22 protein-coding genes are annotated in these 25087 nt (G+C 49.0%); 15 read left to right on the top strand and 7 right to left on the bottom strand.

Annotation, left to right across the window (positions count from 1 at the left end; genetic code table 11):
* Positions 1-55: 55 nt before the first annotated feature.
* Positions 56-1054 carry a GNAT family N-acetyltransferase gene (locus IEX60_RS24835; protein ID WP_229717580.1) on the bottom strand — a complete coding sequence of 333 codons (999 nt, stop codon included), beginning with the start codon at positions 1052-1054 and terminating at the stop codon, positions 56-58.
* 97 nt (positions 1055-1151) lie between these two features.
* Positions 1152-1613, bottom strand: a complete 462-nt coding sequence (locus tag IEX60_RS14800; RefSeq protein WP_188751962.1) for a DUF6265 family protein — start codon at positions 1611-1613, stop codon at positions 1152-1154.
* 361 nt (positions 1614-1974) lie between these two features.
* On the opposite strand from IEX60_RS14800, the gene IEX60_RS14795 reads away from it, so the two are divergent.
* Both IEX60_RS14795 and IEX60_RS14790 read left to right on the top strand, forming a co-directional pair.
* The gene (locus tag IEX60_RS14795; protein ID WP_188751960.1) at positions 1975-3504 is read left to right on the top strand and encodes a CotH kinase family protein; all 1530 of its coding nucleotides are present in this window, start codon (positions 1975-1977) and stop codon (positions 3502-3504) included.
* A 140-nt stretch (positions 3505-3644) separates the two neighbouring features.
* A complete protein-coding gene (locus tag IEX60_RS14790) occupies positions 3645-4214 on the top strand; it encodes a dihydrofolate reductase family protein (protein ID WP_188751958.1) in 570 nt (189 codons plus the stop codon).
* An 81-nt stretch (positions 4215-4295) separates the two neighbouring features.
* On the opposite strand, the gene IEX60_RS14785 is transcribed toward IEX60_RS14790, so the two are convergent.
* Entirely contained in the window at positions 4296-4796 is a 501-nt protein-coding gene (locus IEX60_RS14785; RefSeq protein WP_188751956.1) for a hypothetical protein, read from the bottom strand.
* A 312-nt stretch (positions 4797-5108) separates the two neighbouring features.
* On the opposite strand from IEX60_RS14785, the gene IEX60_RS14780 reads away from it, so the two are divergent.
* The 4 genes from IEX60_RS14780 to IEX60_RS14765 all read left to right on the top strand — a co-directional run bounded on the left by IEX60_RS14780 (position 5109) and on the right by IEX60_RS14765 (position 8740).
* Positions 5109-5762 carry a GNAT family N-acetyltransferase gene (locus IEX60_RS14780; protein ID WP_188751954.1) on the top strand — a complete coding sequence of 218 codons (654 nt, stop codon included), beginning with the start codon at positions 5109-5111 and terminating at the stop codon, positions 5760-5762.
* A complete protein-coding gene (locus IEX60_RS14775) occupies positions 5759-5953 on the top strand; it encodes a hypothetical protein (protein WP_188751952.1) in 195 nt (64 codons plus the stop codon). Before IEX60_RS14780 ends, IEX60_RS14775 begins: the two co-directional genes overlap by 4 nt.
* A gap of 225 nt (positions 5954-6178) precedes the next feature.
* Positions 6179-7543, top strand: a complete 1365-nt coding sequence (locus IEX60_RS14770) for a Gfo/Idh/MocA family protein (RefSeq protein ID WP_188751950.1) — start codon at positions 6179-6181, stop codon at positions 7541-7543.
* Positions 7544-8281: 738 nt separating this feature from the next.
* Positions 8282-8740: a hypothetical protein gene (locus IEX60_RS14765; RefSeq protein ID WP_188751948.1), complete on the top strand. Its 459-nt coding sequence runs from the start codon at positions 8282-8284 to the stop codon at positions 8738-8740.
* 371 nt (positions 8741-9111) lie between these two features.
* Here IEX60_RS14765 and IEX60_RS14760 read toward each other — a convergent pair whose 3' ends face one another.
* Both IEX60_RS14760 and IEX60_RS14755 read right to left on the bottom strand, forming a co-directional pair.
* Positions 9112-11670, bottom strand: coding sequence for a hypothetical protein (locus IEX60_RS14760; protein WP_188751946.1), 2559 nt, complete (start codon positions 11668-11670; stop codon positions 9112-9114).
* 31 nt (positions 11671-11701) lie between these two features.
* Positions 11702-12079, bottom strand: a complete 378-nt coding sequence (locus tag IEX60_RS14755) for a hypothetical protein (protein ID WP_188751945.1) — start codon at positions 12077-12079, stop codon at positions 11702-11704.
* A 79-nt stretch (positions 12080-12158) separates the two neighbouring features.
* Here IEX60_RS14755 and IEX60_RS14750 point away from each other — a divergent pair, with 79 nt between their 5' ends.
* From IEX60_RS14750 to IEX60_RS14730, 5 genes are all read left to right on the top strand, one after another.
* The gene (locus IEX60_RS14750) at positions 12159-12341 is read left to right on the top strand and encodes a hypothetical protein (RefSeq protein WP_188751944.1); all 183 of its coding nucleotides are present in this window, start codon (positions 12159-12161) and stop codon (positions 12339-12341) included.
* A gap of 80 nt (positions 12342-12421) precedes the next feature.
* Positions 12422-12931: a hypothetical protein gene (locus IEX60_RS14745; RefSeq protein ID WP_188751943.1), complete on the top strand. Its 510-nt coding sequence runs from the start codon at positions 12422-12424 to the stop codon at positions 12929-12931.
* A 248-nt stretch (positions 12932-13179) separates the two neighbouring features.
* Complete coding sequence (locus IEX60_RS14740) at positions 13180-13365, top strand: hypothetical protein (RefSeq protein ID WP_188751942.1); 186 nt, start codon at positions 13180-13182, stop codon at positions 13363-13365.
* Positions 13366-13461: 96 nt separating this feature from the next.
* Positions 13462-14196 (top strand): hypothetical protein, encoded by a 735-nt coding sequence (locus IEX60_RS14735; protein WP_188751941.1) that lies wholly within the window; start codon positions 13462-13464, stop codon positions 14194-14196.
* Positions 14197-14253: 57 nt separating this feature from the next.
* Complete coding sequence (locus IEX60_RS14730; protein WP_188751940.1) at positions 14254-14979, top strand: hypothetical protein; 726 nt, start codon at positions 14254-14256, stop codon at positions 14977-14979.
* Between the two features lie 131 nt (positions 14980-15110).
* On the opposite strand, the gene IEX60_RS14725 is transcribed toward IEX60_RS14730, so the two are convergent.
* Together IEX60_RS14725 and IEX60_RS14720 are read right to left on the bottom strand one after the other, a co-directional pair.
* Positions 15111-17177, bottom strand: a complete 2067-nt coding sequence (locus IEX60_RS14725; RefSeq protein WP_188751939.1) for a glycoside hydrolase family protein — start codon at positions 17175-17177, stop codon at positions 15111-15113.
* A 19-nt stretch (positions 17178-17196) separates the two neighbouring features.
* Positions 17197-18288 (bottom strand): GntR family transcriptional regulator, encoded by a 1092-nt coding sequence (locus IEX60_RS14720; RefSeq protein ID WP_188751937.1) that lies wholly within the window; start codon positions 18286-18288, stop codon positions 17197-17199.
* Between the two features lie 344 nt (positions 18289-18632).
* Between IEX60_RS14720 and IEX60_RS14715 the strand changes: the two genes are divergently transcribed.
* Genes IEX60_RS14715 through IEX60_RS14700 form a run of 4 tightly spaced genes read left to right on the top strand, consistent with a single transcriptional unit; the run spans position 18633 to position 25082 of the window.
* On the top strand, positions 18633-20123 hold the full coding sequence (locus tag IEX60_RS14715) for a glycoside hydrolase family protein (RefSeq protein WP_188751935.1): 1491 nt from the start codon (positions 18633-18635) through the stop codon (positions 20121-20123).
* 12 nt (positions 20124-20135) lie between these two features.
* The gene (locus IEX60_RS14710) at positions 20136-22154 is read left to right on the top strand and encodes a SusC/RagA family TonB-linked outer membrane protein (RefSeq protein ID WP_188751932.1); all 2019 of its coding nucleotides are present in this window, start codon (positions 20136-20138) and stop codon (positions 22152-22154) included.
* A gap of 45 nt (positions 22155-22199) precedes the next feature.
* The gene (locus tag IEX60_RS14705; protein ID WP_188751931.1) at positions 22200-23339 is read left to right on the top strand and encodes a TonB-dependent receptor domain-containing protein; all 1140 of its coding nucleotides are present in this window, start codon (positions 22200-22202) and stop codon (positions 23337-23339) included.
* A 24-nt stretch (positions 23340-23363) separates the two neighbouring features.
* Complete coding sequence (locus tag IEX60_RS14700; RefSeq protein WP_188751929.1) at positions 23364-25082, top strand: RagB/SusD family nutrient uptake outer membrane protein; 1719 nt, start codon at positions 23364-23366, stop codon at positions 25080-25082.
* Positions 25083-25087 lie beyond the last annotated feature (5 nt).

The raw sequence follows: 25087 nt of genomic DNA, 5'->3' as shown, positions 1-25087 counted from the left end.
ATTTACCGGAATCGGCTTACGATTTGTGATTGGAAATGCATCTATTCAATCTTTTTTAAATCTGTATTTCCCTGACCATTTCATACAATACCCAATTCATTCCGTCTTCGGTATACGGCTCAACGAAGCGCATCCCCAATTTGTTGAAGACATTGATGGAGGCTGGGTTTTCAACCCTTGCCCGGCCGATAATTCGGTCCAGTTTCAACGTCTCAAAACCATATTTCATCGCTGCCTTTGCACTTTCAGTTGCATATCCCTTGCCCCAGTGCCGCTTAAACAACCGGTAGCCGATATCGTATTCATCCGCCGCCGGATGATACTTAAGCCCACACCAACCGAGGGTTTCACCAGTTTCTTTCAGGATCACTACTAGCCGCCCTACGCTATATTTTTCATATTGATCGTAGTCGCGCAGAAATGCGCTGGCAGCGGCGACGTCCGCAAACTGCACATCACCCGTGTATTGCAATACCTCAGGGTCGTCGTTGAGTGCGTACATCATGGCACCATCTTCGGCACGGAAAGGTCGCATGGTTAGCCTGTCTGTTGTCAGCTCACATTGTTTCCTCGCGATTTCCTTAATGCATTCTTCCCGTATCTGCCAAATCTCGTCCAGCGAATAGGGTAGACCCTCGTCAACAAGCCATCGGGCCAAATAATCCCGATGATACCCAACCTTATACTCAGTTATCTGATCCGGTGTAATTTCGATTTCGGTGAGTAGCTTATCGGCAAGCTCGTTCTTACTCATAGGTAAGCCTGTAAAGTCCAAAATATCACCGTTCACCTTTAGGTAGTTATGCGCTTCGGGTATGTATGTTAACCCATGCTTTTTAAGTATCGACTCAACAGCGATGGTAGTACGGCCATCCATTTTGAATATCCCCAGCATCAATTTTAATTCGAGATGCCCATTTTCATCTGCCAAACGTTTCAGCAGGGCATGCTTGGTGCTGCATGTGCCACACCGTTCATCCAATACTGCGGAAGGGTTATTCTTGTCTTTATTGCGGCGATAGGGGAGCTGTTTTACATAGTGGGAAGCTTTCATAAAATCCCCACATCCCAGTTTCCGGAAAAAAATAGAAATTATGTCATCAGCTATAATACCAAATGTATATTCCATTCGAGAGAAAAATCGGATAAGTTCATAGCGAGCTATCCTTAGTTGGTTGCAGTAACACGGGCGCAAACAAAAAGGGGATCGGATCACCGCCGCCGGAAATTTCTGCATGAAGCTCAGTGCCTGCCCGCTTGTAACGGATGGTTTTGGGAAATTCGTTCTGCGGATTCGCGCAAGTGAACGACCCGTCATCCGACTGGGTCACCTTGAAATCGGTTGATTGCGTTTCACCCATCAGCCGCACTTGTAGATGCCAGACGCCCGCAATCGGGGACAGAACAGTGTGCTCCTGCCACACCGTATCCGCTCCCTGGAGTGTGTAGCTGTGTCCGAGGTAGGTAGAAGCGTCCCGTTTCACCCAGGTTTCAAACGTATGCTTTCCCGCGTCCTCGTTGGTGCGCTCCCATTCACCGATCACAAAGTCAAAGTTATCAGCCTGCCCACAGGATGCCAATAGGGTGAGGGAAAGTAATGCCAGCAAATTCATGACAGACAATTTATAGCCGCAAAGATAACCAAAAGCCGTATAATTCCGGCGAGCCTATCCCATCAAATACCATTCCTCCTACGTTTTCATCTAGCCTACACGGTCCTTGATAAAGCGTGCCTCCTGCTGTGTCGGCTTGGCTCAAACTTAGATAAATTTTGTTCAATGGCCCAAGTTCTTGCAAAGTTGTAGTATATAGAGTAACTTGGGGCCTGATGGTGTGGCGGCTGCAGATGATTCTGATACCCTGCGTTATTGCATACCCGGAGGGCCCTATCGGGGCAAGAGTATATCGATATGATGCACAAACGGTTTACCATATAGGACTACACTATCGGTAACTTAAAAAATTGAACGATCCATGAAAAAAGAAATTTACCGTTGGCATTATGGGTATCTGATCGCATTTTTTGCCGTTACCTTAGCCTGCACAAAAGATCAGACTCCTGAAAACCCGTCAAAAAGTAATGATCTAATTAGTTTCGTCTTCAAAAAGGAAAAAAATCCTGACTTATGGAATGATATCGAAGCAGAAATAAACGGTGACACCATTTATGCCCACACATTGGTAGGAACAAACATTACCGCGTTGATTCCCGAATTTGAATCCAATGGCATTGCGGTAACTGTGGACGATGAAGAACAGCAAAGCGGTAATTCAGAACAGGATTTCTCACAGTTGGTTGAATACATCGTAGCGGCGGAGAACGGCAGTACCCGGCGTTATATTGTCAAGTTCTCTGACACAGGCTTACCGGCGATCTACCTTTTCACCGATGGCAAGCCAATTGAGAGTAAAGAAGAATATGTCGATGGACAGATTAAGATCACCAATGGGCTCGAAGGTAAGGTATTATTCGAGGGAATCACAGCGGTTAAGGGACGCGGTAACGCCACGTGGGGAATGCCCAAAAAACCCTATCGAATCAAACTAGACAAGAAAGCCTCGTTGTTGGGCATGCCAGCAGATAAGAGTTGGGCACTGATGGCCAATTATGGTGATCAGTCATTACTCCGAAACGATGTGGCTTTCGAAGTAAGCCGGAGGTTAGAACTGGAATATACGCCCCGTCAACAATATGTTGAATTATTCCTCAATGGTGAATATATGGGAAATTATACCCTGACCGAACATGTCAAAGAAGGCGAAGACCGGGTACCTATCGATGAAGATAATGGAGGCTTTATCATAGAAGGGGACGGGTATGCTGACCAGGAACCTTCTCATTTTTATACCCCCCGTGGTATGCCCGTCACGATCAAGTTTCCTGATGAAGATGACATCACTCCGGATGAATTTCAATATATCAGAGATTATGTCACATCTTTTGAAAACAGCCTATTTATCTCAGGTGATGGCTCCGAAGCGAATTATCGACAATATTTTGATCTAGCGAGCTTTGTTAATTATTATCTTATCAATGAAATTTGTGGAAACCCCGATCTGCTGTGGAGCATGAGGATGTATAAAAAGAGTAGCCAAGATTCAAAGATATATGTTGGGCCGGTTTGGGATTTCGATATAGGCTTTAATAATGACAAGCGCCTTGGGGATTCCGAGAAGAAATTGATGCTCACCGAAGCTCACGAGCCAAGGGTTTGGATGAACCAGCTCATGAATGATCCGGAATTTAAGAAGTCAGTCCGTAATCGGTGGAATGCTGTAAGGGACAAGGTGCAATCCATTCCAGCATATGTTGATGCGAAAGCAGCACAGATCAAATATAGCCAAATACCCAATTTTCAGCGATGGGATGTCCTTGGAGTCAATATCAATCAAAGTTGGTATACCGGTGAAACTTACCAAGACTATGTGGACTTTATCCGGAACTATTTGACTGTTCGGATTGCCTGGTTGGATGGAGTGATCAATGGCGAGCAATTTGATTGACCATTTGCAAATCTCAAATCGATGTTTGCACCAAAAAGTCTCAGATTAATTAGGTTGTCGTAATCCGCCCGTCATAATGTCGTTTGCGCACCTCATGATCACAGCAAACAAGCTGTACCTTTACCTTAAAAATAAAAATCATGAGAAAGCTAATTGTATCAGTGGAGATATCACTCGATGGCTACATCGCCGGACCAAATGGCGAAGGAGACTGGATATCCTCAGGTGAGGAAATCTGGGAGCACATGTTCAACGACCTCGCAGATGTGGATACCGTGCTGTTAGGAAGCAACACGTATACAGAGTATGCCGGCTATTGGCGGTCGGTACTGACCGATCCGGATGCCGACCCGAATGAGAGGAAATATGCCCAATGGGCTGAACACACCCCGCACATCTTGTTCTCGAAGACCGTGCAGTCGATCGACTGGGCGAATTCGCGCATCGCACGCGATCCCCATGCGGAAGTGGCCTCGTTGAAGCAGCAGTCCGGCAAACACATGGTAGCTTGGGGCGCCGGGGAGTTTGCATCGACGCTGTTGCGGATGGGGCTCGTGGACGAACTCCGGATTACCATAGCTCCGGTGCTGCTGGGCGGTGGATTACCGTTGTTCCAAGGGATAGACCGCACCAAGTTGAAAGCCATTGAGGTACGTCCACTAGAAAACGGCGCAGTCATTCTTCGTTATGAAATGAACACGGGTAAATAACAGGGAATCCAATACCAATAGACCGATGAGGCGGTATTGGATCTTCGATCGAACTGAGCTTACTGTAAATAATGCCACTACTCAACGATCGTAGTACCACCTCCTGTATGCCACTAGCTTTGCATACAGGTCCGTATCCATACGCAGTATCTTAGCACCCAAAGCCAGACTTGCCGATGTATCCGGTCCGTATTTTTCATCGATAAAGGGCAATAGGTAGTCTGCTGTATAAGGATGATCGAAATCCTCTTGACATACCTTGATATCCAGATTGTTGATCGTATAATAGTATATCCAATTCGTAATGAAACGCTGGACGAAACATTCCTGTTCGGTCGAATTCAATGCATAAGCCATCCCATCGATCATCAGTGGCTCAAAATCCGGGTTCAGGTGTTGTAAGAAAATGTTGTAGGCCTCATTGAACGATTGCGGATCCAGGTTAGAGAACAGGCAGTTGACATTTTCGTTCGTCACCCGCAGCTTTTCGGTTTCCCAACGCACAGTAAACATTACGGACGTGTCCACAGGCTTAACACCAGGGCGGAGTTGAAAAAAATTCTCTTTAGAATGTCTATTCATAACTTTTTGGCTAATAAAGCCATAATGCAAAGTTATCGAATTACTTTGATAGTAACTGGTGCATGTCTTGCTGGAACCGAATACTCATTTTGGTCTGCCAGCCCAATTGCCATCGGCATCTTTCATGATGTAGCCGCTGTGGGACGCTCATCGTCTTGAATTGGCATTTCATCGTCGCTCCAGCCGACTACCGCCTTGTAAAAGTCCCGTGCCGCTCCTGCATCACAGATGGTCAGGTCATGTCCAAAATGCCCCGCCAGAAAGTCCAGTAGACACCCCTTTAAAGTATGGAATAGAACCTATTTTTGTTAAATGAATGGACGGCGCGACACAACTATAAAAATCGCTCAAACCTCGGATGAAAGTGGAGCCATCGATGCATTAACATTGGCATTCAGTACTGATCCAATGGTCCGCTGGTCTCTACCGGACCCAACAGTCTATTTGGCAACTTTTCCTTCGATAGCGAAGGCTTTCGGCGGAAGTGCATTCCAAGGACGGACAGCCTATATTGCCCCTGGTTTCGTAGGCGCGGCCCTGTGGTTGCCGCCCGGTGCCGGATCTGATGAGGAATCGCTGATTAGGCTGTTTGGTGAAAACGTTGGTGACGATGTAAAGGAAAATTTGCCGGCAATTTTTGAGCAGATGGAAAAATTTCACCCTACCGAACCGCATTGGTATTTGCCAATGATAGGTGTCGACCCAGCATATCAGGGTACGGGTGTAGGCTCCGCATTGATGAGTGAGGCACTCAAAGCCGTTGACCAAGACGGATTAATTGCGTATCTTGAATCTTCAAACCCTAGGAATATTTCATTATATGAGCGTCACGGATTCGAGGTAATTGGCGAGATTCAATCCGGCCGTTCACCTGTTTTACATCCTATGCTACGACGAGCGCGACGAATTTCAGATAATCTATTCAATAAGTATAGCGGAGCGGAATTCAAACGCGGGATTCTATGAAAATGAAACAAGGTGAGTTTATAGCATTGTCGGCTTCATCCATGACGCTGACAGCGTTGGGAATTGACATCATGCTTCCTGCATTTGCTGAATTGCGAACGGATTTAATCTCGATCCACATGCAACAAAAACCGCAAAAATCATCTCATTCTTTTTTCTTGGCTGGTGAGTTACCTTGTCATCGGGATTAGCGGGCTATTTCTGGCCCTAAATGACCGTCGGCCCAGTAACGTATTGCACTAAAAACTAGTGCCACAACTTTTTGACTATCGCCATTGCAGCCCGGAAGAATTTAAACCCATAAACCAATAGGTCGGAGAAAAAATCAACGCATTTATCATAAAGTTTGATCAAAGGTGTAACTTTACGGTTTAAGCGAAGTGCAACTAACTCATTTCATTAACCTGATTAAATCTATGGAAAGAAGGGAATTTATCCGCAAAGGTATGATTGGCGCCACCGGTGCGGCACTGACAACGACTGGCATGAGTGCAAAATCCTACGCTTCAATTCTTGGATCCAACGAACGGGTCAACGTGGCAGTCATTGGCATACGCGGAATGGGGCAAAACCACATCGAGGGTTATTCAAAGCTCAAAAACGCGCGGGTGACCGCGCTATGCGACATCGATCGGAATTTTTTTGAACCCCGAATAAAAAAGCACTTTGTAGACAAGGGACTGGAAACGCCAAAGACATATACCGATTTGCGCGTCTTGTATGAAAATAAGGAGGTTGATGCTGTTTCCATTGTAACACCGAACCATTGGCATGCGTTGGCCGCGATATGGGCAATACAAGCGGGCAAACATGTTTCTGTCGAAAAACCGTGTTGCCATAATATTTACGAAGGCCGTAAGTTAGTGGAAGCCGCAGAAAAGTACCCGGTCATTGTACAGGACGGGGCCGAGCAAAGGAGCAACCCCTGTGCGGAAAGCATGGCTGATTTTTTGCATGCGGGGAAACTCGGTGAAGTATATATGGCCAAAGGCATTTGCTATAAACGGCGCAATACCATCGGGCGCACGCCAGACGAACCGATCCCTCCAGGCATAGATTATGACCTGTGGTTGGGCCCGGCGCCCGAGCGCCCGTTTTCGAAAAACCGCTTCCACTATAACTGGCATTGGAACTGGGATTATGGAAACGGCGATATCGGCAACCAGGGGGTTCATGAGATCGATATTGCCCGGTGGGGGCTTAATGTTACGTTGCCTACCAGGATCAGCTCAATTGGCGGCCATTTCATGTTTGACGATGACCAGCAAACACCCAATACGCAACTCACTGTCTTTGAATTTCCAAACGTCCAGGGTGGGGGCGACGCGAAAAAGCTCCTGCAATTTGAGGTTCGCCATTGGCTTTCAAATTCCGAAGGAATCGGCGGGGAAAACCCGAATGACAACACGTATATGGTGAGTTCGGATAACGAGGTAGGCAACTTGTTTTTTGGATCAAAAGGCTACATGACTAAGAACCTCAATCAATGGCAAACATTTATGGGCGATAAGAAGGAGCCAGGGGAAAATGGAAAAGGTTTCGGTAACCACTATGCAGATTTTATCGATGCAATCCGGTATAACGACCAAAAATTGGCAAAAGGAGACATTAGGGAAGGATTTTATTCCTGTGCGCTCATCCATCTTGGCAATATTGCGTATCGCGTGGGGCGAACACTGGATTTCGATCCGGTAGCCATGAAATTCATCAACGATCCGGAAGCCGACGCGTTGCTAACCCGCGAGTACCGGTCACCTTTTATCGTTCCGGATGTGGTGTGAAAACTCCTTGACCAGCGGAAAGGTGCCACCGTGTACATCACTAAGATAAGGGAGAAGTACAACTGGTCGGTCTGCCGATACTTGAGCAAAAGTTGGATTAAAGCCACGAAGAAAGAGGTCGTTAAGCATGGGTGAATACGATTTTTATAAGCCATTGATCAATCTCTTGAATCATGTCTGTATACCTGCGTACGCAGCCTCTCAATGGGATTGGCGGTATAGATCACCCTGCGCACATCCCCCTTTGGTTAAGAGGTTTTGATAAACATCAAAACCTATGGTACCAATTAAACAACATCAACTAACCGGCTTCAGAGCCCAAAAAGGGGAAAGCGCGATAGCGGTTCGATCCCGGCCCTGGGTACTAAGTTTAACTAAGAATCTTTACAAGAACATAGTCAAAGCACCTGTTTGATTCGGTGTAAAAAAATGAAGCAAAATTTACGCTTAGGGGCATGCTATTGCCCCAAACGAACGCAACCAATTTACGATATAGGCCTGCGGTATGTATGACATTTACGAAACACCCCTTCGGAATTCTCCCGAACAGCTTCAGCCTTTCTTCGTACTTTCTCCTGCCTTTCTCCTGATATTTTCTATGAATTCATTAAGGCGTATCTAACCCGTATCTATCAAATCGGTAGTCACGGCATAGATGAAACATACATACCGGTTAGATTACGGCAGAACAACGGCAGGAAAAAGGCAGGAGTTAGTGGGACTGGTCTTCGGAAATCCGTGCAAGTCCTGTGCTTTAGTCCACCTTCCCTTACCCTTCCTTCGGGTCCTATCCGCATATGTCCCGCATATATCTCGGTAAAAAGCCCGAAAAGCGGCACCTTAGCGAAGAGTAAGCGGCTACATAGCGGGAGAAAGGCACATAGGGAAGGATATGGGATGGAGCTTGGATCGGTGGGGAGTGATACCGGAGATCGTCTGGAACCGGCTTCGGAGCTCAGTGCCAACTCAAAGCCACCTCGGTTTGGACTCGTTCTGCTGCGACCAAACCAAGGTACGACCAAGTCCAATCTGAGACCAAACCAAGGTACGACTAAGCTCCGAAGCCATCCCCGGGAATATCCCGTAAACCTCTCAAACGGCAGAATTGATTTCCAGTATGTTAAGTGCCGCTGGGCCCATTTCATCCTCATTTACGGTAAGGAGTTCCGACACGACCGTCACGCCCCTTTGGGATAGTTTACGGGTGAACCGCCGTTTTCATATCGACAGTATGCGCCTTTCGCTGAACTGGGCGTATGTTGATTTCCCTACCTGGAATTCTCAAGATATACCGATCGGGATACAATGATCACATCGAGCATCGAAAAGTTGCGCGGTGCACAGCCTTATGTTTTCCATACGTTGATGGCACCTCGGCTCTCTTTGGTGATCGCCGGGTATACCTGGGGATAGTGCGTCACGAATTGGCATGAAGTTGCGGCGACCGGTTTGACGAGAATGAAAAGGTTCAGTACAATCCTGGTTTTCGCCGCACTTCATACTTTTGAGACAGCCTCTCTTTTTTAAAAAGGCTTTTTAGACACCTCCCTGAATGTTATGAGAAAAAACTATTTCAGCCAAATCGTGACTTCCACCATACCGGATACCGGCAGATAATCGGTATGACACACGCTATTATCGGCAGGCCCATTTCTTTGTTCCAAAACGGAAACTGCAATCGTATAATTATTGCCAGATATTCCACGAGGATGACCGTAACCGGTAAACCAACCTGGATTTGTCCCTGCATCCCAATTCCATACCTTACCATCTACCCAGCTAATGCCAGTGCCCATAGCACGGGCAGAATATTTGATGGCATCTTTCTCTATCGGAACATTGGCAACGCCGCGGCCCATACAGGTCCGATAGGCATCTTTTCCGATTCCTTGGATCGTATCTGTAAGAACCTCTACCAGCGGGATGTATACGATCTTCTTTTTCTCATCATTATCAATCTTGATACTGGCCTTCACGATATCCACCAATTCATAGTCTGCCTCCAAAGCACCTTTGGGTTTCATGAAGATGAGGGCTTCCACATCTTCCACGCCTTCTTTGGTTTGGTCGTCTGAACACCGGTATTGGACCACATTGCTATTCAGGCCCTCTGTCTCGGTGACCCAATAGGAGGCATACTGACCGTTCCACCGAAGTCCCCCATGTTTTCCCGCAGTTCTCCAAACCACCTTGAAGTCATGGTCGGGGTTCTCCTGTATCTTCGGTGCATCGTCGTTCAACGGCTCGACGCGTAGGTTCACGGTAGTCGCTCCACGGTCGCCATTGCCTGTCAGCGTAATGCCGTTGGGGTATATCCGATACCGTGATTCGGCGATGGTCACCTCTGCCGAATCGGTACCCACCAGTTGATCGTCCTTCAATACATCCACGTACACCTTTTCCGTCACTGATTTGCCCCGTCCGAGGGCAAAATCGGCCTGGTACTCGATGTTAGCCGCTGTGCCTTTTAGCTCATTGCCCCGCGAGCCATCTGCGGAGATCAACGAGCCGTACGTTGAAGGTGTACGCCAGCGATAGGTGAGTCCGGATATCCCATTGAATTCCTCGCTTTCAATCTTTGCCTCCAGTTGTACCTTATTGTTGGTGCCGGCCGTGCTGATGTTCGCCCGCCTCGGCGACACCCGGACCACGCCCGCACGTGCCGTGGCATTTAGCGAGATGAGCCCGTAGGTTTCCCAGTAATAGTTCATGAACAGCCGTTCTTCCTGTTCGGTGTTCCAAAAAGATGCACCATCGAAGTAATAGCTCAGGTAACCATAACGTTTGGCCGCCCCGGCAAGATTACTTGGCACAGCAACGCCAAGTGCCTTGAAAATTGCTTCGTGCAACTTAACGCCATAGCTGGTCGATTCCGACTGGAAATACGTCTCCAGCGTTTTCAGCATCTCCTGCAGGCGCCCTCCGCGTAGGTACCCTTCGATGAGCGTATGCACACCCGCCTCACGGAAGGCGGCGTCCAACCTATCCACGCGCTCCTCGGCGCTCAATGCATAGAAATCGTCAATATCCAGTCCAAGGCTGATACCCATGAATGGCAGGTAAAAATCGATAACGAGCGCCGCATGCATGTGTTTTACGTAAGCAGCCCATTCCGCATCGGTCAATTCGTCATCCTGTATCTTTGCTCCGGCATTCACGATACGGATGGTGTATTCGGCAAGTTCCTCATCGTCTTCCAACGGAAGGTCATGCGGCCCACTCGTCACTTTGTTGAAAAAAATCCTGCCGTTCCAGATGAATTGCCGGTAGTTTACTTCCAGGCCCAGGAAATTCCGGTCGGGAACGTAGGTGCCATTTTCGATAAACCATTGCCGCGATGCCTCCGTGCTGCCGGAAAACTTGTCGATGAGCGTCTGCGTATTCAGCGAGTTATTCTTCTTGGTTTTGGTTTTGTAGATGAATGCCGTAGCCGTGCGCGGCCCCTCGTTGGTGATGTAGAATTTGCTATTGTCTTCCAACTCAAGCGAGTAACCATCTTCCAGTTTGCCCTCTTCCGTTTCCACGTAATGGTACCGGCCTTCGGTTGCCATGGTTTTCATCGTGGCCGACACATCTCGGTCTTTGCCTGCGTTGTAGGTCATGTGGTAGGCTTTGAGTAGCGGGACATAGCTTTTGCTAACCAGCGTTTTGGGGTCGGTCTTCCACCGTTCTACGAACGTTTCGACGTAAGGAGCTGCGGATTGGTCGCTATCGAAACCCTCCAGGAATTTGACCTGCACCTCAATAGGCAGGGCCGCAAGGCGGTAAAGCGTGAAAAGCGTCACCTTTGCGGTTGCCTCCGGCGATATCTCTGTCTTGCCCGGCGTCGAGTAACCAAACATGATGGGTTCGCCCGATGCGTTGGTCACCGCATAAATAGCAACGGAATTTGTCATCTTAGGCACTTTGGTCGCGCCGTTACCGCTGATGGCCAGCGCTTCCCCAACCGCATTCAGCTCATGGCCGGCCAGCGAATAGTTTACGCCGTCCGGCAAGCTTACCGTGGCATCTACCCACTCGTATTCTTTGTTGGTGGGCACCTGTTCTTCCGGGCCTGGTTTTGGATCTTTTTTGCAGGAATTTACCGCAAGCAGCAGAACCAACAATGGTAGGGTTATTTTTTTCATGATACGTACTTTTCGTTCGTGTTCTTTTTGGCTATCGTACCGATAGGAAAAAGGTCATCAAAAAAAATGTTCCTACGTTTACACTTATCCGGTCACTGACTTGGAGATTCCGGTCACGTGCCTCCATACAAGCCCTTGGTATATACGCATAGGCAAGGTAAATGGTTGCAAGGCCTGCGCCTGAATACGGCGAGTTTCCGGGGTGAACGCAGTAAAACATAAACACACACATCGTCATAACAGAATCACTGGGCGTATCGGGGTGTTCTTCGGCTTGCCTGAACAACCGGATCCACTTCCGGTATTTCTTCCCGTGAGGGCCTCCCTGAGGTGATGGCCACGTAAACCCTATACCGAGAACCGCTAACAGAAGAAAAGTAAAATGCCGTTGGCCCCATTTCATCCTCATTTACGATAAAGAGTGTGGACACGACCGTTATCCCCCTTGGGATAGTTTACGGGTGAACCACCGTTTTCATATTGACAGTATGCGACCTTCGCTGAACTGGGCGTATGTTGAATTTCCCTATCGGGAATTCTCAAGGTATACCGATCGGGATACGATGATCACATCAAACATCGAAAAGTTGCACGGTGCACAGCCTTATGTTTTCCATGCGTTGGTGGCACCGCGGCTTTCTGCGGTAATCGCTGGGTACACTTGGGAATAGTGCGTTACGAATTGGCATGAAGTTGGTAGCGACTGGTTTGAAAAGTAATTAATAATGGGGTTTTGCTTAAAATTAACAAGATGAGCGTGAAAAGGTTCGGTACAATCCTGGTTTTTGCCGCAGCAGTTGGGGCATTGGTGGCATGCCAACAGGCCTCCCGCAGCACGGAAGACCGTGCAACGGAAACTACGGCGGACGCCCACACAGAAGCAGATGGGGCCGACGTGCCCTATACGATAGCCGAGCGCTATTTCGTCAAGAACGACGTGACAACCTTGGACAGCCCTAAAATAACGGATGAAGTGGAGTTCAACCGCGTCTTCGGTCCGGCGGCTGTTATGGGGGAGGGAGGGGCGCCCACTCAAATTGATTTTGATAAACAGTTCGCTGTTGCCATCGTATTGGGAGAAACCGACCACGAAACGGCCATCCGGGTCGAATCCGTACAGCGGAATGCCGAGGGACAACTAGTGGTAACGTATCGGACAGAAGTAGGAAGCGGACAGAGCTTTACGATAGAACCCAATTTGTTGCTGGTATTGGACAAAAAGTTCGACGGCGAGTTGGTGTTGAACGAAGAACGTATGTAAGAAAGGCGATATACCGTGGACTTCCGAAACACATTGTTGAAAATGTTGTTTAGGGGTGTATGATATTATATATGTGATCCAAATTATATGTGATCCAACCGGATCGGTTGGCAACGACAATACTCGCTTTTATGATGCTGAGAAAATCAGGCAAAACGAATTAATCTGCGGGTTGATCATGTGCTATTTACCATACGGTAACTGACCTTTTAAAAGCGTTTTGGCTATCTTTACCAAAAAAAGCAAGCGTGTCCGAAGAAGTTATAAAAGAATTGATCCTCGACGGAAATCACATTCACGATATCCCCTGGTTTTATGACGAAGTGAACCGGATATTTATGCGAGGAGCGGACTTTACCCTCGGACCAAGGCTAGCAGTGACCATCGCGTTTTACTGGACCAAGTTGGAACAACCGGAAACCGCATCGGTCTGATTGCAATGTCTGTGGGCAACGTTATTAAGCCTGCAAACGATTTGAACATGATGACCTTTTTGGTAACCTTCCGATATCACCGTAAACGATGTATATATGTATAAACGTAACCGCTTATGGAAAACCTGCAGCTGGATTTGCAGCATACTACTCTGCACCACGGCATGCAAAAAGGATAAGGAGGATACCGAAAATAAATTGCCTGCGCTAGGCACCTGTGAATCCGTAGCTCCCCGGTTGGGCCTCACGCTGGTAGAAGAAGGCACCTATCGGTATAAATCCGCAGGCGGTGCCATCATCGATATCAAGCGGAAATCGAAGGAATCACTCCTTATAACGCTGAGCTACGAGTCATATCCGAATTTTACCTACGAGTTTTGGGGAGACGCCGATCCCGGCGATTTAGGTCCGGCGAGTCACGAAAACCTGAATGGCAAGCATGTCAAAGATCGGGTAGGAACCAACCGATCCGTTATTTTCCCGGATGGCACGAAAATGACCTACGTATCGACAGCACCTTGGTACATGGGCGGCATCACAGCCATCAGCATCTACGACGGTGCGATTGTACAGCACCTCAATATGACATGTTTTACCTGGGAGTATAGCGCAGCTGACGATTTTTTTGCGAAGCAGTTGGATGCGATCCAGCCGGATGGGGAAACCAGTACGTTCGAACTTACGGAAACGGGCTTGATTTTCTATAACACCTACACAGAAGATATGCCGGGCAATAAAGTGTATGAACGTGTGGATATCGGCTCACTGGCGAAAGATAACCCGAATCAGGTGAATGATTTTTATGACGACACACGTCTGGGCCATACGTAATTGATGACCTTTTTCTATTCGTGCGATACACGCCTATAACTGATAAAGGATTAAAAAATGATGGGAGTTCGTTATTTTAGGATGGCCCTGTTGGCTTGTTTGTTGTTGTCCGCTTCCTGCAAGAAGGATGGGGGCACGAATTATGGATTGCCCCAATTGGGCACCTGCCAGGCGGTTGGCCTGCCAAACGGCTTACACGAAGAGGATGGCCGATACTACGCCTACACCTCGTCAAAGGGTACGAGTATTAAATTGGATCGGCGGGATGATGGGAGGCTTACCCTCACCATGACGTTTATGCCGTTCCCGGATCAGTATGCAACCGTGCAACTGTGGGGAGACGAACCAACTACCGGAGCAAAGCACGTGGCACTGTTCGAAAACCTGAATGGGAAATTATATAAGCAACGGAAAGGAAAAAGCCGGACCTTTATCTTCCCCGATGGATTGAAGATTACCTTAGTGGCGGATGGGCCACGGGCATCGGTAACGGCAATCAGTATCTATGACGGAGGCATGGCGCACCACCTGAACATCACGTGCAACACGGTGGAATACGGCGGCTTTAACCCGGCGGTAGCGAAGGGGTTGGACGAGCAACAGCCGGATGGTGAAACGAGCCTATTTGAGCTGACCGATGCGCAGGTGATCCTCTATAATGCGTACACCGAAGATGTGCCTGGCAAGAAAATCAATCAGCGTGTCGACCTCGGATCGCTCGAAAAGGGTAAACCTACGCTGGTTAACGATCTGTACGACGACCCCGAGCTGGATTTTACGTAAGTGGTGGTTTGCGTAAAATCACCCCTATGTTTGAAAGACCTTATTTGCAGGTGCGTAAGCGTCCTGTAATGGGCCACCACCAGATACCGCCCGCCCTGTAGCGGAACGAGCGGTATCTAAGGGGAGGATGCCTATTGTTCGTAGGCCGCAAGCTTGACGTTTTGGATACCGGTATCATCCGACCTAAACAGGAGCTTTTCGACTTTCAAACCCGGGCAAAATGTAATCATGGTACGTTTACCGGCGATTTCTGTATCAATCTGTGATCCACCATACTTGGTGTCGTATTTGACGAACATGCGGACGGAGAAGGGTCCGTCCGTACCGAAGAGGTTTTCGACGCCATAGTGGCGGGCGTGATTCGGAAAACCACCTTCGCGCAAGGTCTTTTCCCGTTCGGCGAACTGCTGAAGGGAGCCCTGCCCGTATTGCGCCCTTTTTTCATGCGGACTCAATTGGAATTCGCAGGCATGCTCGGCCCCGTCTTCTCCTGAGAACAGAGCGGCAAGTTTTCCGGATAGATCCTCACCAGGCTTTACATCAAATGTCAGCAGGAAAGAAGGGTTGTCAACCTCAAACGTGGTGTTTTCGTTGATTTCATTGGTCAAGGTGTGCTGTTTTCCGGTTACCGGGATGAGCTCTTCCATCCATTTGGTGCCGATTCTTCCATCCGGAAACTGAAGCATTTCATGGATGTTTAACGTTCCGCCCCAATTGGCAATCGGAATCCAGCCGGCCATCAGGAATCGGCCGTCGTTTATTTCCGTAACCGCAGGTACACACATCCCATTATAGAAATCGAGCCCTTGTTTGACAACGTCCGTATAACCATCCTCCGGCGCATCGGCGGGCTTTGACCATAGACCGGTAAAGCCACCGATCACGTAGTCGTAATTTCCCCAACGGAAGAAAAAGGTGCAGTCGCCTCCCGGCGGAAACCCGGGATTAATGGATTTCCAGCCACCTTCGATCGCATTTGATTCCCAGGTTCCCTTTGCGCCGTAGTTTGCCAGCATGCGCAGGCGGCCCTCCGGATCGGTGTAGACACTGGGGTTTTCGCAATGGTGGAATAAGGTATGTGTCTTTTTGAACTGGCTGATGCCGTCGGCGCTGATGGAATACGTGGATCCGGCGGGATACCCCGATAGGGTGTCGTACCCGAACGAACCTGTAGCGCCATGTTGGTTGTAATAATCCAATAGAAGCGGCAGGGTGGTTTCTTCTTTCGGAAAGATACGGGTGGTATGCAGGCCAAAGCTGATGCAGAGTTTGCCGTCCGAAATAAATGGCGTGCCCGTGCCCAGCGTTTCCCATTGGCTTTCAATGGGGGTGGCGGCCTCATGCTCCGTCCAGCTGATAAAGTCGGTCGTTGAAAGGTGTTCAAAATAATGCCCCCCGCGCCCAAATTTGCTGGCATGGCCCCGCCTGTCAAATAGGTAGAACAGGTGATACCGCCCTTCATGATAGAAGGTGGCCACATCACCTACCCAGGTGTTGTGGCCTGCGGGTGTCCAGTATTGGATGTCGTGCGCAATTCGGGGAGTTTTTAAAGGCACTTTTTCCGGCTCAAGGCCCGGGAGGAAAAGTTCGGCTTTGGAAACGAGGTTCGGGTCAATTTCCCAGGTGTGCCGGGCGGGCCATTGGGGGTATCCCAAAGCGAAATCATTGTCAAGCAGTTCGCCGTCTACGTACAGCGACCACCGTACGCCAGAAAAATGGAGCACGATTTCATGCTGGCCTGTGGATTCGGTTAAAATCCCCAAAGGAATGCCGATAACCATATCCCGTACTTCGGTTTCGGTGCTGTTTGGGAGGGGGTGCAGCCGTAGCGCCGCCTGAAATACGGGCACCGAGCCATCCGGCATCGGATAAGCCGGATAATTTTGGAGTTTGCGGTCAGAAGGATCGTGCTGGAATGTGGTGACTTCCAGCACACCGGGAATATGCAGCAGCCTCTCGCTAGGCAGATGCTTGCCAAGCGTGGCTACCAGCTTGATCGTAAAACTGCTGCTGTCCGGAAGTGCATCAAAGGTGCCCTGGGCCGACTGTGGCGATAGCGTACTGGCCGGTGGGACGTCCGTCGAAAACACCCATGGGGTCGCGTTGAGCTCGATCTGAACGGCCTTTTTCTTTTCACTACAGCCAATAAAAAGCAGGCTGCAGCTGATCATCATAAGAAAGGGATAAATTGGTTTCATTTTTCTTTTACATTAATGGTTAGCGAAATTGGCTGGATTCACGGATGACGATATCTCCTTTAAGGTTTACGGTAATCGGGATGCGGTTGTTTTCCTTCAACCTGCGCATCAGTAGCTCGATACTGATGTTGGCAATCTCCTCGCAGGGTTGCCGGAACGATGTCAACGAATGCTTCAGGTGTTTGGAGTATTTCATATCATCGTAGCCACAGATGAGGACATCCTTGGATATCTCGATTCCGAGGTCGTCCAACGACGACATCAGTACGGCTGCCGTCGAATCGTTGGCACAGATGATGCCTGTTTTGCCGGCAATCACCTCCATTCCCCTGACTAACTCCAGGTCTTCTGGGCTCCCGCAGAACACGTTGCTTTCCGTAAAGGAATAACCGTGTTTAAGCGCAGTGTCGCGGACTCCTGAAATGCGTAGATCTACCGAGCTGGCGGAACCCGGCCGGTAGAAAAAATGTAATTTTTCGCATCCACGGTCAATGAGATGCTGTGCCATAACGCAGCCGGCGCTGAAATTATCGATGGATACCACATCAAATTCGCTGCGGTCTGGAGCAGTGAGAATATCCCGGTCGATCAGCACCAGTGGGATGTTTGCCTCCCGGATGGCCCGGCAGATTTTGAGATTTAATTCGTAGGCGTCCGGCACGCGTTCAAGCGGGGAGAAGAAGATACCATCCACCTTTTTTTGGATATAACTTTCAAGACAGGATTCGATAAGTGATTTCCGGATTTCGGCACTGCTCGCGGTGGCACCTTCCCAAAAGCAATTAAACATCCCGGATTCGGATTGCCGCAGCAGTTGATCGTTGATAATTGAGAATATTTCGGATTCCCCGGATCCTGGAAGCAACAGACCAAATGTGTAAGGAGTGTTGGTATGCTGGTAAGTAACCACGGTTCCCAAGCCTTTTGTTTTCTTGACAAAGCCCTCTTCCTGTAGCTGGTTATACACTTTGGCAATGGTAGGCCGGGATACATCGTATCTCTTGGCAAGCGTCTGTTCCGTGGGCAGCATGGCGCCCGGAAGAAATCCTTCCTTAATGATCTGGTCCTTTAGCGTGTCGTAGATCGTCTTGTAGCTTGTTTTAGCACACATATTTGTGGGTGTTTACATTGTGGTCGCAAATGTAATATTATTTGTCAAATTATTTTGTATTTATTGGAATAATGTATGATCTTTTTCTGCGATGATCAACCTTTTATTTGGATTTTGTAGACCCGTTCTCGTAAAATAAAAAATTATTTTTTACTAATAAGTTTACATTTGATGTATGTAATTAGCGCTGTTAAATGGCTGATTTGGTTTTCTTTATCAAGAATTGATCAGAATTGTCTTTGCTTAATGATTTTAAATGTAAATATTATGATAATAAATTGCAATAAAATATTTTTGTTTTTGTAAATAGGGCCACTATATTTGGCAACAAATTATTGCCAATTATGCCTTACAAATTCAACATTGTCTTCGTATTTCTTTTGTCGGTTACGGCGTGTTCAATGGCACAGGTGGTCAAAGATTATAATCCTTCGATCCAACGCACAACACAGCTGCAATATTTCAAACCCATCGAACCGCATTTGTTTTCGGGCGATGGCATGCCTTATTACCACAACGGTACATTCTACTTGTATTGGCTATTGGATGAAGGGCATCACGCCGGTTTGGATGGCTTGGGTGGGCATCAGTGGGCGTTGAGTACCACCACAGACCTCGTTCATTGGAAACATCACCCCGTAGCGTTGGGTATCGACAATGAAGCGTGGGAAAAATCAATTTGTACCGGGTCCGTCATTGCGGATAAGGGACTATTTTATGCATTTTATGCCACCCGTGTGAAAGACGCAAACGGTGTGCATGAGCAACTGAGTTATGCAATCAGCAACGATGGTGGATACACCTACGAGAAGCAATCACCCAATCCCTTTTACTTGGCGCCCGAGGAATGTATCAGTCGGGATTTCAGGGACCCGAAGGTCTTTAAGGGGAGTGATAGCCTGTTTCATCTTTTCGTTTCGGGCAACTTAAAGGAGCCGGCAATTGGCGGCTTCGGTGGCTACCTGGTTCACTTGGTTTCGGCCGATCTGAAAAATTGGAAAGAAGTGGATTCGCCCCTGCGCGGGCAGCAGGGTACACCTGAATGTGCGGATTATTTCAAATGGAATGACTGGTATTACCTGTTGTATAGCATAGCGGGGCATACCCATTACGTGATGTCCAAAGCGCCTTACGGGCCGTGGATCTATCCCAAGTCTCAAAGCTTGATTGCGCATTTTGAGTGCGTTTACAAAACTGCCCGGTTTAAGAACGGGCGCCGTATTGCGGTGGCCTACTCGCCCTACCGCGCCGGTGATAAGGATGATGGCGACCGGATTTGGGGCGGAACGATACTTTTCCGGGAAGTTTACCAAGAGCCGGATGGAACGTTGTCTACCAAATTCTTACCAGAGGTGCTACCTGCGTCATCCCCGATGACCATTCCGGCAATCAAAACGCCTTCTCCGTCCGTCGTCGCCATCCGGGATGGGCAGTTGAACATCGCGGCGGCTGGCGAAATGGGCGTAGCTGAAATGGATGAGTTGCCCGACAATTATCGGATTTCCATGCGCATCGAACCGGATGGGAATTACGAGGAGTTAGGATTGTTTTTGCGGGCGACGGATGAGCACGAGAGCGGCTACCGATTGGCGCTGAACCCGAATCACGAAACGGTGCGCATGCACAATACATCGATTGATGCCGTAAAAGGCCTGAATGAGCCGATTTTTTTGGACGTGATTGTATACGGAGATTTTTTTGATGTCTGCGTCAATAACAAACGGACGGTCGTGAATCGGTTGCCGGAGCAAAAAGGAAAAAACCTCTTTTTCTACGTCAAAAATGGTAACGCCACCATCCGGGATGTAAAAATCGAAAAGATAACTAATCATTAATAACCCTAAATTATGAAACGAAAAGTAATTCAAACAAAGAAAACAGTGGGCCAGGTGGTGCTCCTGCTTTTATTTAGCATGCTTGCCGGGCCGGGGGTTGCTGGAACGGGGAGCCTGATGATCAACCAGGAAAAGATCTTGGTAGCGGGCACGGTCCTGGATAACAGCGGGGCACCGTTGGCCAATGTCTCCGTCGTCGAAAAGGAGGCAAAAGGCAACAGCACAAGTACCGATGCCAATGGACGCTTTACCCTGCGCGTTGCCAGTACCAGCACCTTACTATTCAGCTATGTTGGTTATAAGACAACAGAAATAGCCGCGTCTACCGGGCAGGATTTAACCATCCGCTTAGTGGAAGATGCCTTGAATCTCGACGAAGTGGTTGTGACCGGTTACACGACCCAGCGTAAAGCGGATTTAACCGGGGCGGTGTCCGTGATCAACGTAGACCAGCTCCGTTCCAGTACGACGGGCAGTGCCATGCGGGCCGCCCAGGGCAGGGTGGCGGGTATGGCCGTTACCGTAAACGGTTCGCCCGATCCATCGGCAGCGGTACGTATACGCGGCGAGGGAACGCTGAACAACAACAATCCGCTGTATATTATCGACGGGACTCCGACCACCCGTTCCATGGCGGAGCTGGCGACCCTGGATATCGAATCCATCCAGGTATTGAAAGATGCATCATCGGCCTCCATTTATGGGTCGCGCGCGGCAAACGGCGTGATTATCATTACCACGCGGCGCGGCAAGAAGGGAACGACCGTCGATTTTACCGCTTCCAATACCCTCACCAGCAGTGCCAAACCCTTTGAATTGATGAACACTGAACAGCGTGGTATTGCCCAATATTGGGCGATTAAGAACGATAATCCTGCGGCCGACCCCAACCTTGTCGGGATTGGGTTTGTGCGCGATTTCGGTGGCCTGTACCAGTATGAAGACCATCAGGATGCCAACGGAAATTGGGTGCTCGACAAGGTGTCATGGCGCGAATACCTCGATCCGATCGAACAGACGATGCGCTCAGCAGATACCGATTGGCAAAAGGAGATTCTGCGGACCGGCATGATTCAGCAATACAACGTTACCGTGTCTTCAGGTACAGACAACGGGAATGCGCTCTTTGCCGCGGATTATTACGACAACAAGGGAACTATCGACGGTAGTTTTTTCCGGCGCTTCAACGCACGGATCAATACGGATTACAGCTGGTTGGATGGAAAGGTGAAAATCGGAGAGAACTTCACGGTGTCCCAATGGCGCTCCAGTTCGAATGTAGGGGATGGAAACCTGGGGGGTACGAAATCGCTGATGTCTATCGTGCCGGTACATACGGTTGATGGCGTAGGCTGGGGCGGGCCGATCGGCGGGATGAGCGACCGTCAGAACCCTGTACGCCTGATAGCAGATAACAAGCAAAATCACCAGGATAACCTGCGCCTGTTTGGGAATACGTACATAAACGTTGAGTTACTGAAAGGTCTGAATTTCCGCTCGTCTTTTGGGGTTGATTTCGTGGGTTATTGGCGACGGACCATGGATTTGACGTATGAATCCGGCTTTCTGAGCGAGGCACGGAATGGGGTATACCAGACATCCAACTATAACTACGATTGGAATAACAGCAATATTCTGCAGTATGTGTTCGATGTCAATAAGCATAATTTCGATGTGATGGTCGGGCAGGAGACAATTGACCATTCGTATCAGACCCACTGGGGAAGCCGCCGGGTGTTTGCCTTGGAAACGCCGGATTACATGCAGTTGGATGCAGGCGAGGAAGACCGTGAAAATGGGGGCGGAGGCAGCAACAATACGCTGATTTCGTGGTTTGGAAAATTCAACTACAACTTTGGCGATCGTTACCTGGCTTCCGGTACCCTTCGCCGGGATGCATCCTCGGTCTTCGGGGCCAATAACCGGTGGGCTACATTCCCCGCGGTGTCTTTTGGATGGGTGCTGAATAATGAGCCGTTTCTGCAAAACGCACTTTCCGGATTTTCCCAATTGAAACTCCGCTATGGATAGGGGCAAAACGGCAACTCGCAGATCGATGACTATGCGGCCTACCTGATGTACAGTCCGCTTTACGATTTGAATTCCGTATGGGACTGGAACTGGGGTACTGCCTATGATTTTACCGGGGAGGGAGGGAGCAACCTGCCTTCCGGCTTCCGCCGTACGCAACGCGACAACCCGAACCTGCGGTGGGAAACGACCACCCAGCATAACTTAGGGTTGGACTTTGCCTTTTTTGCCGGTAAGTTTGGCGGCTCACTCGACTATTACCTCAAAAAGACCACCGATATCTTGATGAAACCGGGCACGGTTGCGACCTTGGGTGAAGGTGCTCAAATGTGGTTAAATGGTGCAGATATTGATAATAAGGGTATCGAATTGACCCTGAATTATGCAGATAATTTCGGTAATGTCGGTTTGAACATCAGTGGCGTGGTTTCGCACAATAAGCAGCGGATCTTGAAGGTGCCCGACGAAGTCATCAATAATTTCGCCGGGAACGGAACCGATGAGAACATCTTGGGACGCTCGCGTTCATCCATGTATGGTTACATTGTTGACGGCTTGTTCCAATCGCAGGCCGAGGTCGATGCACACGCCACGCAGGTGGGTGCGGCTCCGGGGCGCATCCGTTTTCGGGATATAAACGAAGACGGTAAGATTGATCAGGAAGACCGTGCTTGGCTGGGCAATCAGGATCCGGCCGCAGAGTACGGGGTCAACGTAGGCGTTACGTGGAAAAACTTTGACCTAGCCGTGTTCTTCAACGGGCTGGTCGGAAAGAAACTCAATGTACAGGGCTGGAAATCATGGACCGATATCTATGCATTGAGTACCTCCGGAGAGAACTATGGTACCCGTCTGTTGGACGCTTGGACACCAACCAATACCCATACCACCATCCCGGCCATATCCATCAATAATTACAACGACGAAGGTCGGTTTTCCACGTACTACGTAGAAAGCGGTTCCGATATGAAAATCCGGAACGTGGAGTTGGGGTATACCCTTCCCGGTACGTTGCTGGATCGGATGAACATGAAACGGGTGCGCCTGGATTTGCGTGCAGACAACGTATTGCTTCTTAAGAAGACGTGGGGCGACAATCCCTATACCGGTTTGGACCCGGAAACTCCGGGAAGCGGGTATCCACTGCCATTTTCGATGACGTTTGCCCTAAACGTTTCATTCTAACTGTAAATTTTAAGACAAAAAATTATGAAACCATTAAATCTATTCAGTCTCGGTGTCATCCTGATGCTATTCGGTGCGTGCGAGTCCATGCTGGATACCAAGCCTCAGGGTGTTGTTTCGGATGAAGATCTGAATGAGCCGGAGCAAGTCGAAAAAATGATCAATGCCGCCTACTCATTTGTTGGGCAGAATCACTTCAACAAACAGATGGGCATGCCTTACGAGGAGGGTTCGGTACGCGGTGGCGAAGCGTATAAGGGCGGATCGGGCACCAATGACAATGCCGAAAGGAACCGTTGGGAAACCTTCACCTATATGCAACCCACCAACGTCGGCGATCTGGATAACCTCTGGTGGGTGCATTATGTCGCGGTTGGACGTGTTCACGATGCATTGCGAAGAGTCAAGAACCTCACTGCCGAGCAGTATCCGCTACGCGAACAGCGCATTGCGGAGCTACGGTTTCTCCGCGGTCACATTTACATGTATATGAAACAGTGTTTCAAATTTTTCCCTTACATCGATGAGGATACGCCGCAGGATATGTATGATCAGGTGAGTAATGACGCATTGTCGGATCAAGAGCTGTGGGGGAAATTAATTGAGGACTTCCGCTTCGCGGCCAGTGTTTTGCCGGATGCACAAGCTGAAGTGGGCCGGCCCACGGGTTTTGCCGCGAAAGCCTATCTGGCGAAAGCACTGATTTTTGCGGCGTATGAGCAGGACGACAACCACAATGTAATTAACATCAACCGCGAAAAACTTACCGAAGTGGCGGCGCTGTGTAAAGACATCATTGACCATTCCGGAAAGCGCCTGGCACCGGATTTTGCAGAGAATTTCCTGTGTGAGTATGAAAATGGTACGGAGTCCATCTGGGCAATCCAGTATACCACGGATACGCAGACGGGACGCCTGAATTCGTGGCTGGTATCGCCGGTAAATTCAGACTATGGCTGCTGCGGCTTTCTGCAGCCGTCTGTAAACATGCTGAACCGCTATAAAACTGTAAACGGTGTGCCGGATTTCGAAAATTTCAATACAGGTATCCTACTGGATAACAAAGACGCTTTTGCTGCTACCCCGATGGACCCGCGCCTGATGCACACGGCGGCTGTGCCCGGCATGCCGTGGAAATATGAGCCTTCCTATATCATGGGTGAAAATTGGGTGCGTACACCGGAAGTATACGGCTATTCCATGAGCCAGAAATTACTCGTTTCGCCTACGTCCGACTGCTTTAAAAAGACGAACCCATTTATGGGAGCGGGTTTAAACTGGGATGTGCTGCGACTTGATGAGGTGATGCTTTGGCGTGCCGAGGCGCTGATCCAACTCGAACAGGAGATGGACGAAACACTTCGGCTGATCAACGAAATCAGGGAACGCGCGGCCAACAGTACCGATCGGTTGAAATTTGCCGATGGAACCCCGACCGGCAGATTTGATGTACAGCCTTACCGGCCAGGCGTGAATTGCCCGGCCTGGACCAAGGATTTTGCGATGCAGGCACTCCGCTGGGAACGTCACCTGGAATTTGCAACCGAAGGCAAATGGTTCTTCGATTTGGTACGCTGGGGTATTGCGGCCGAGCAGCTTAATGCGTATTTTGCGGTCGAAAAGACGAGACGGTCCTACCTGAGAGACGCCAACTTTACTAAAAATCGGGACGAATACTTTCCGATTCCGGAAGTACAGATCAGCTACGTGAAGGGACTGTATAAACAAAATGCAGGTTGGTAAGGTAG

The organism is Parapedobacter defluvii, assembly GCF_014642075.1.
Classification (GTDB): Bacteria; Bacteroidota; Bacteroidia; order Sphingobacteriales; family Sphingobacteriaceae; genus Parapedobacter; species Parapedobacter defluvii.
This window is presented reverse-complemented; position numbering and strand designations above follow the sequence as displayed.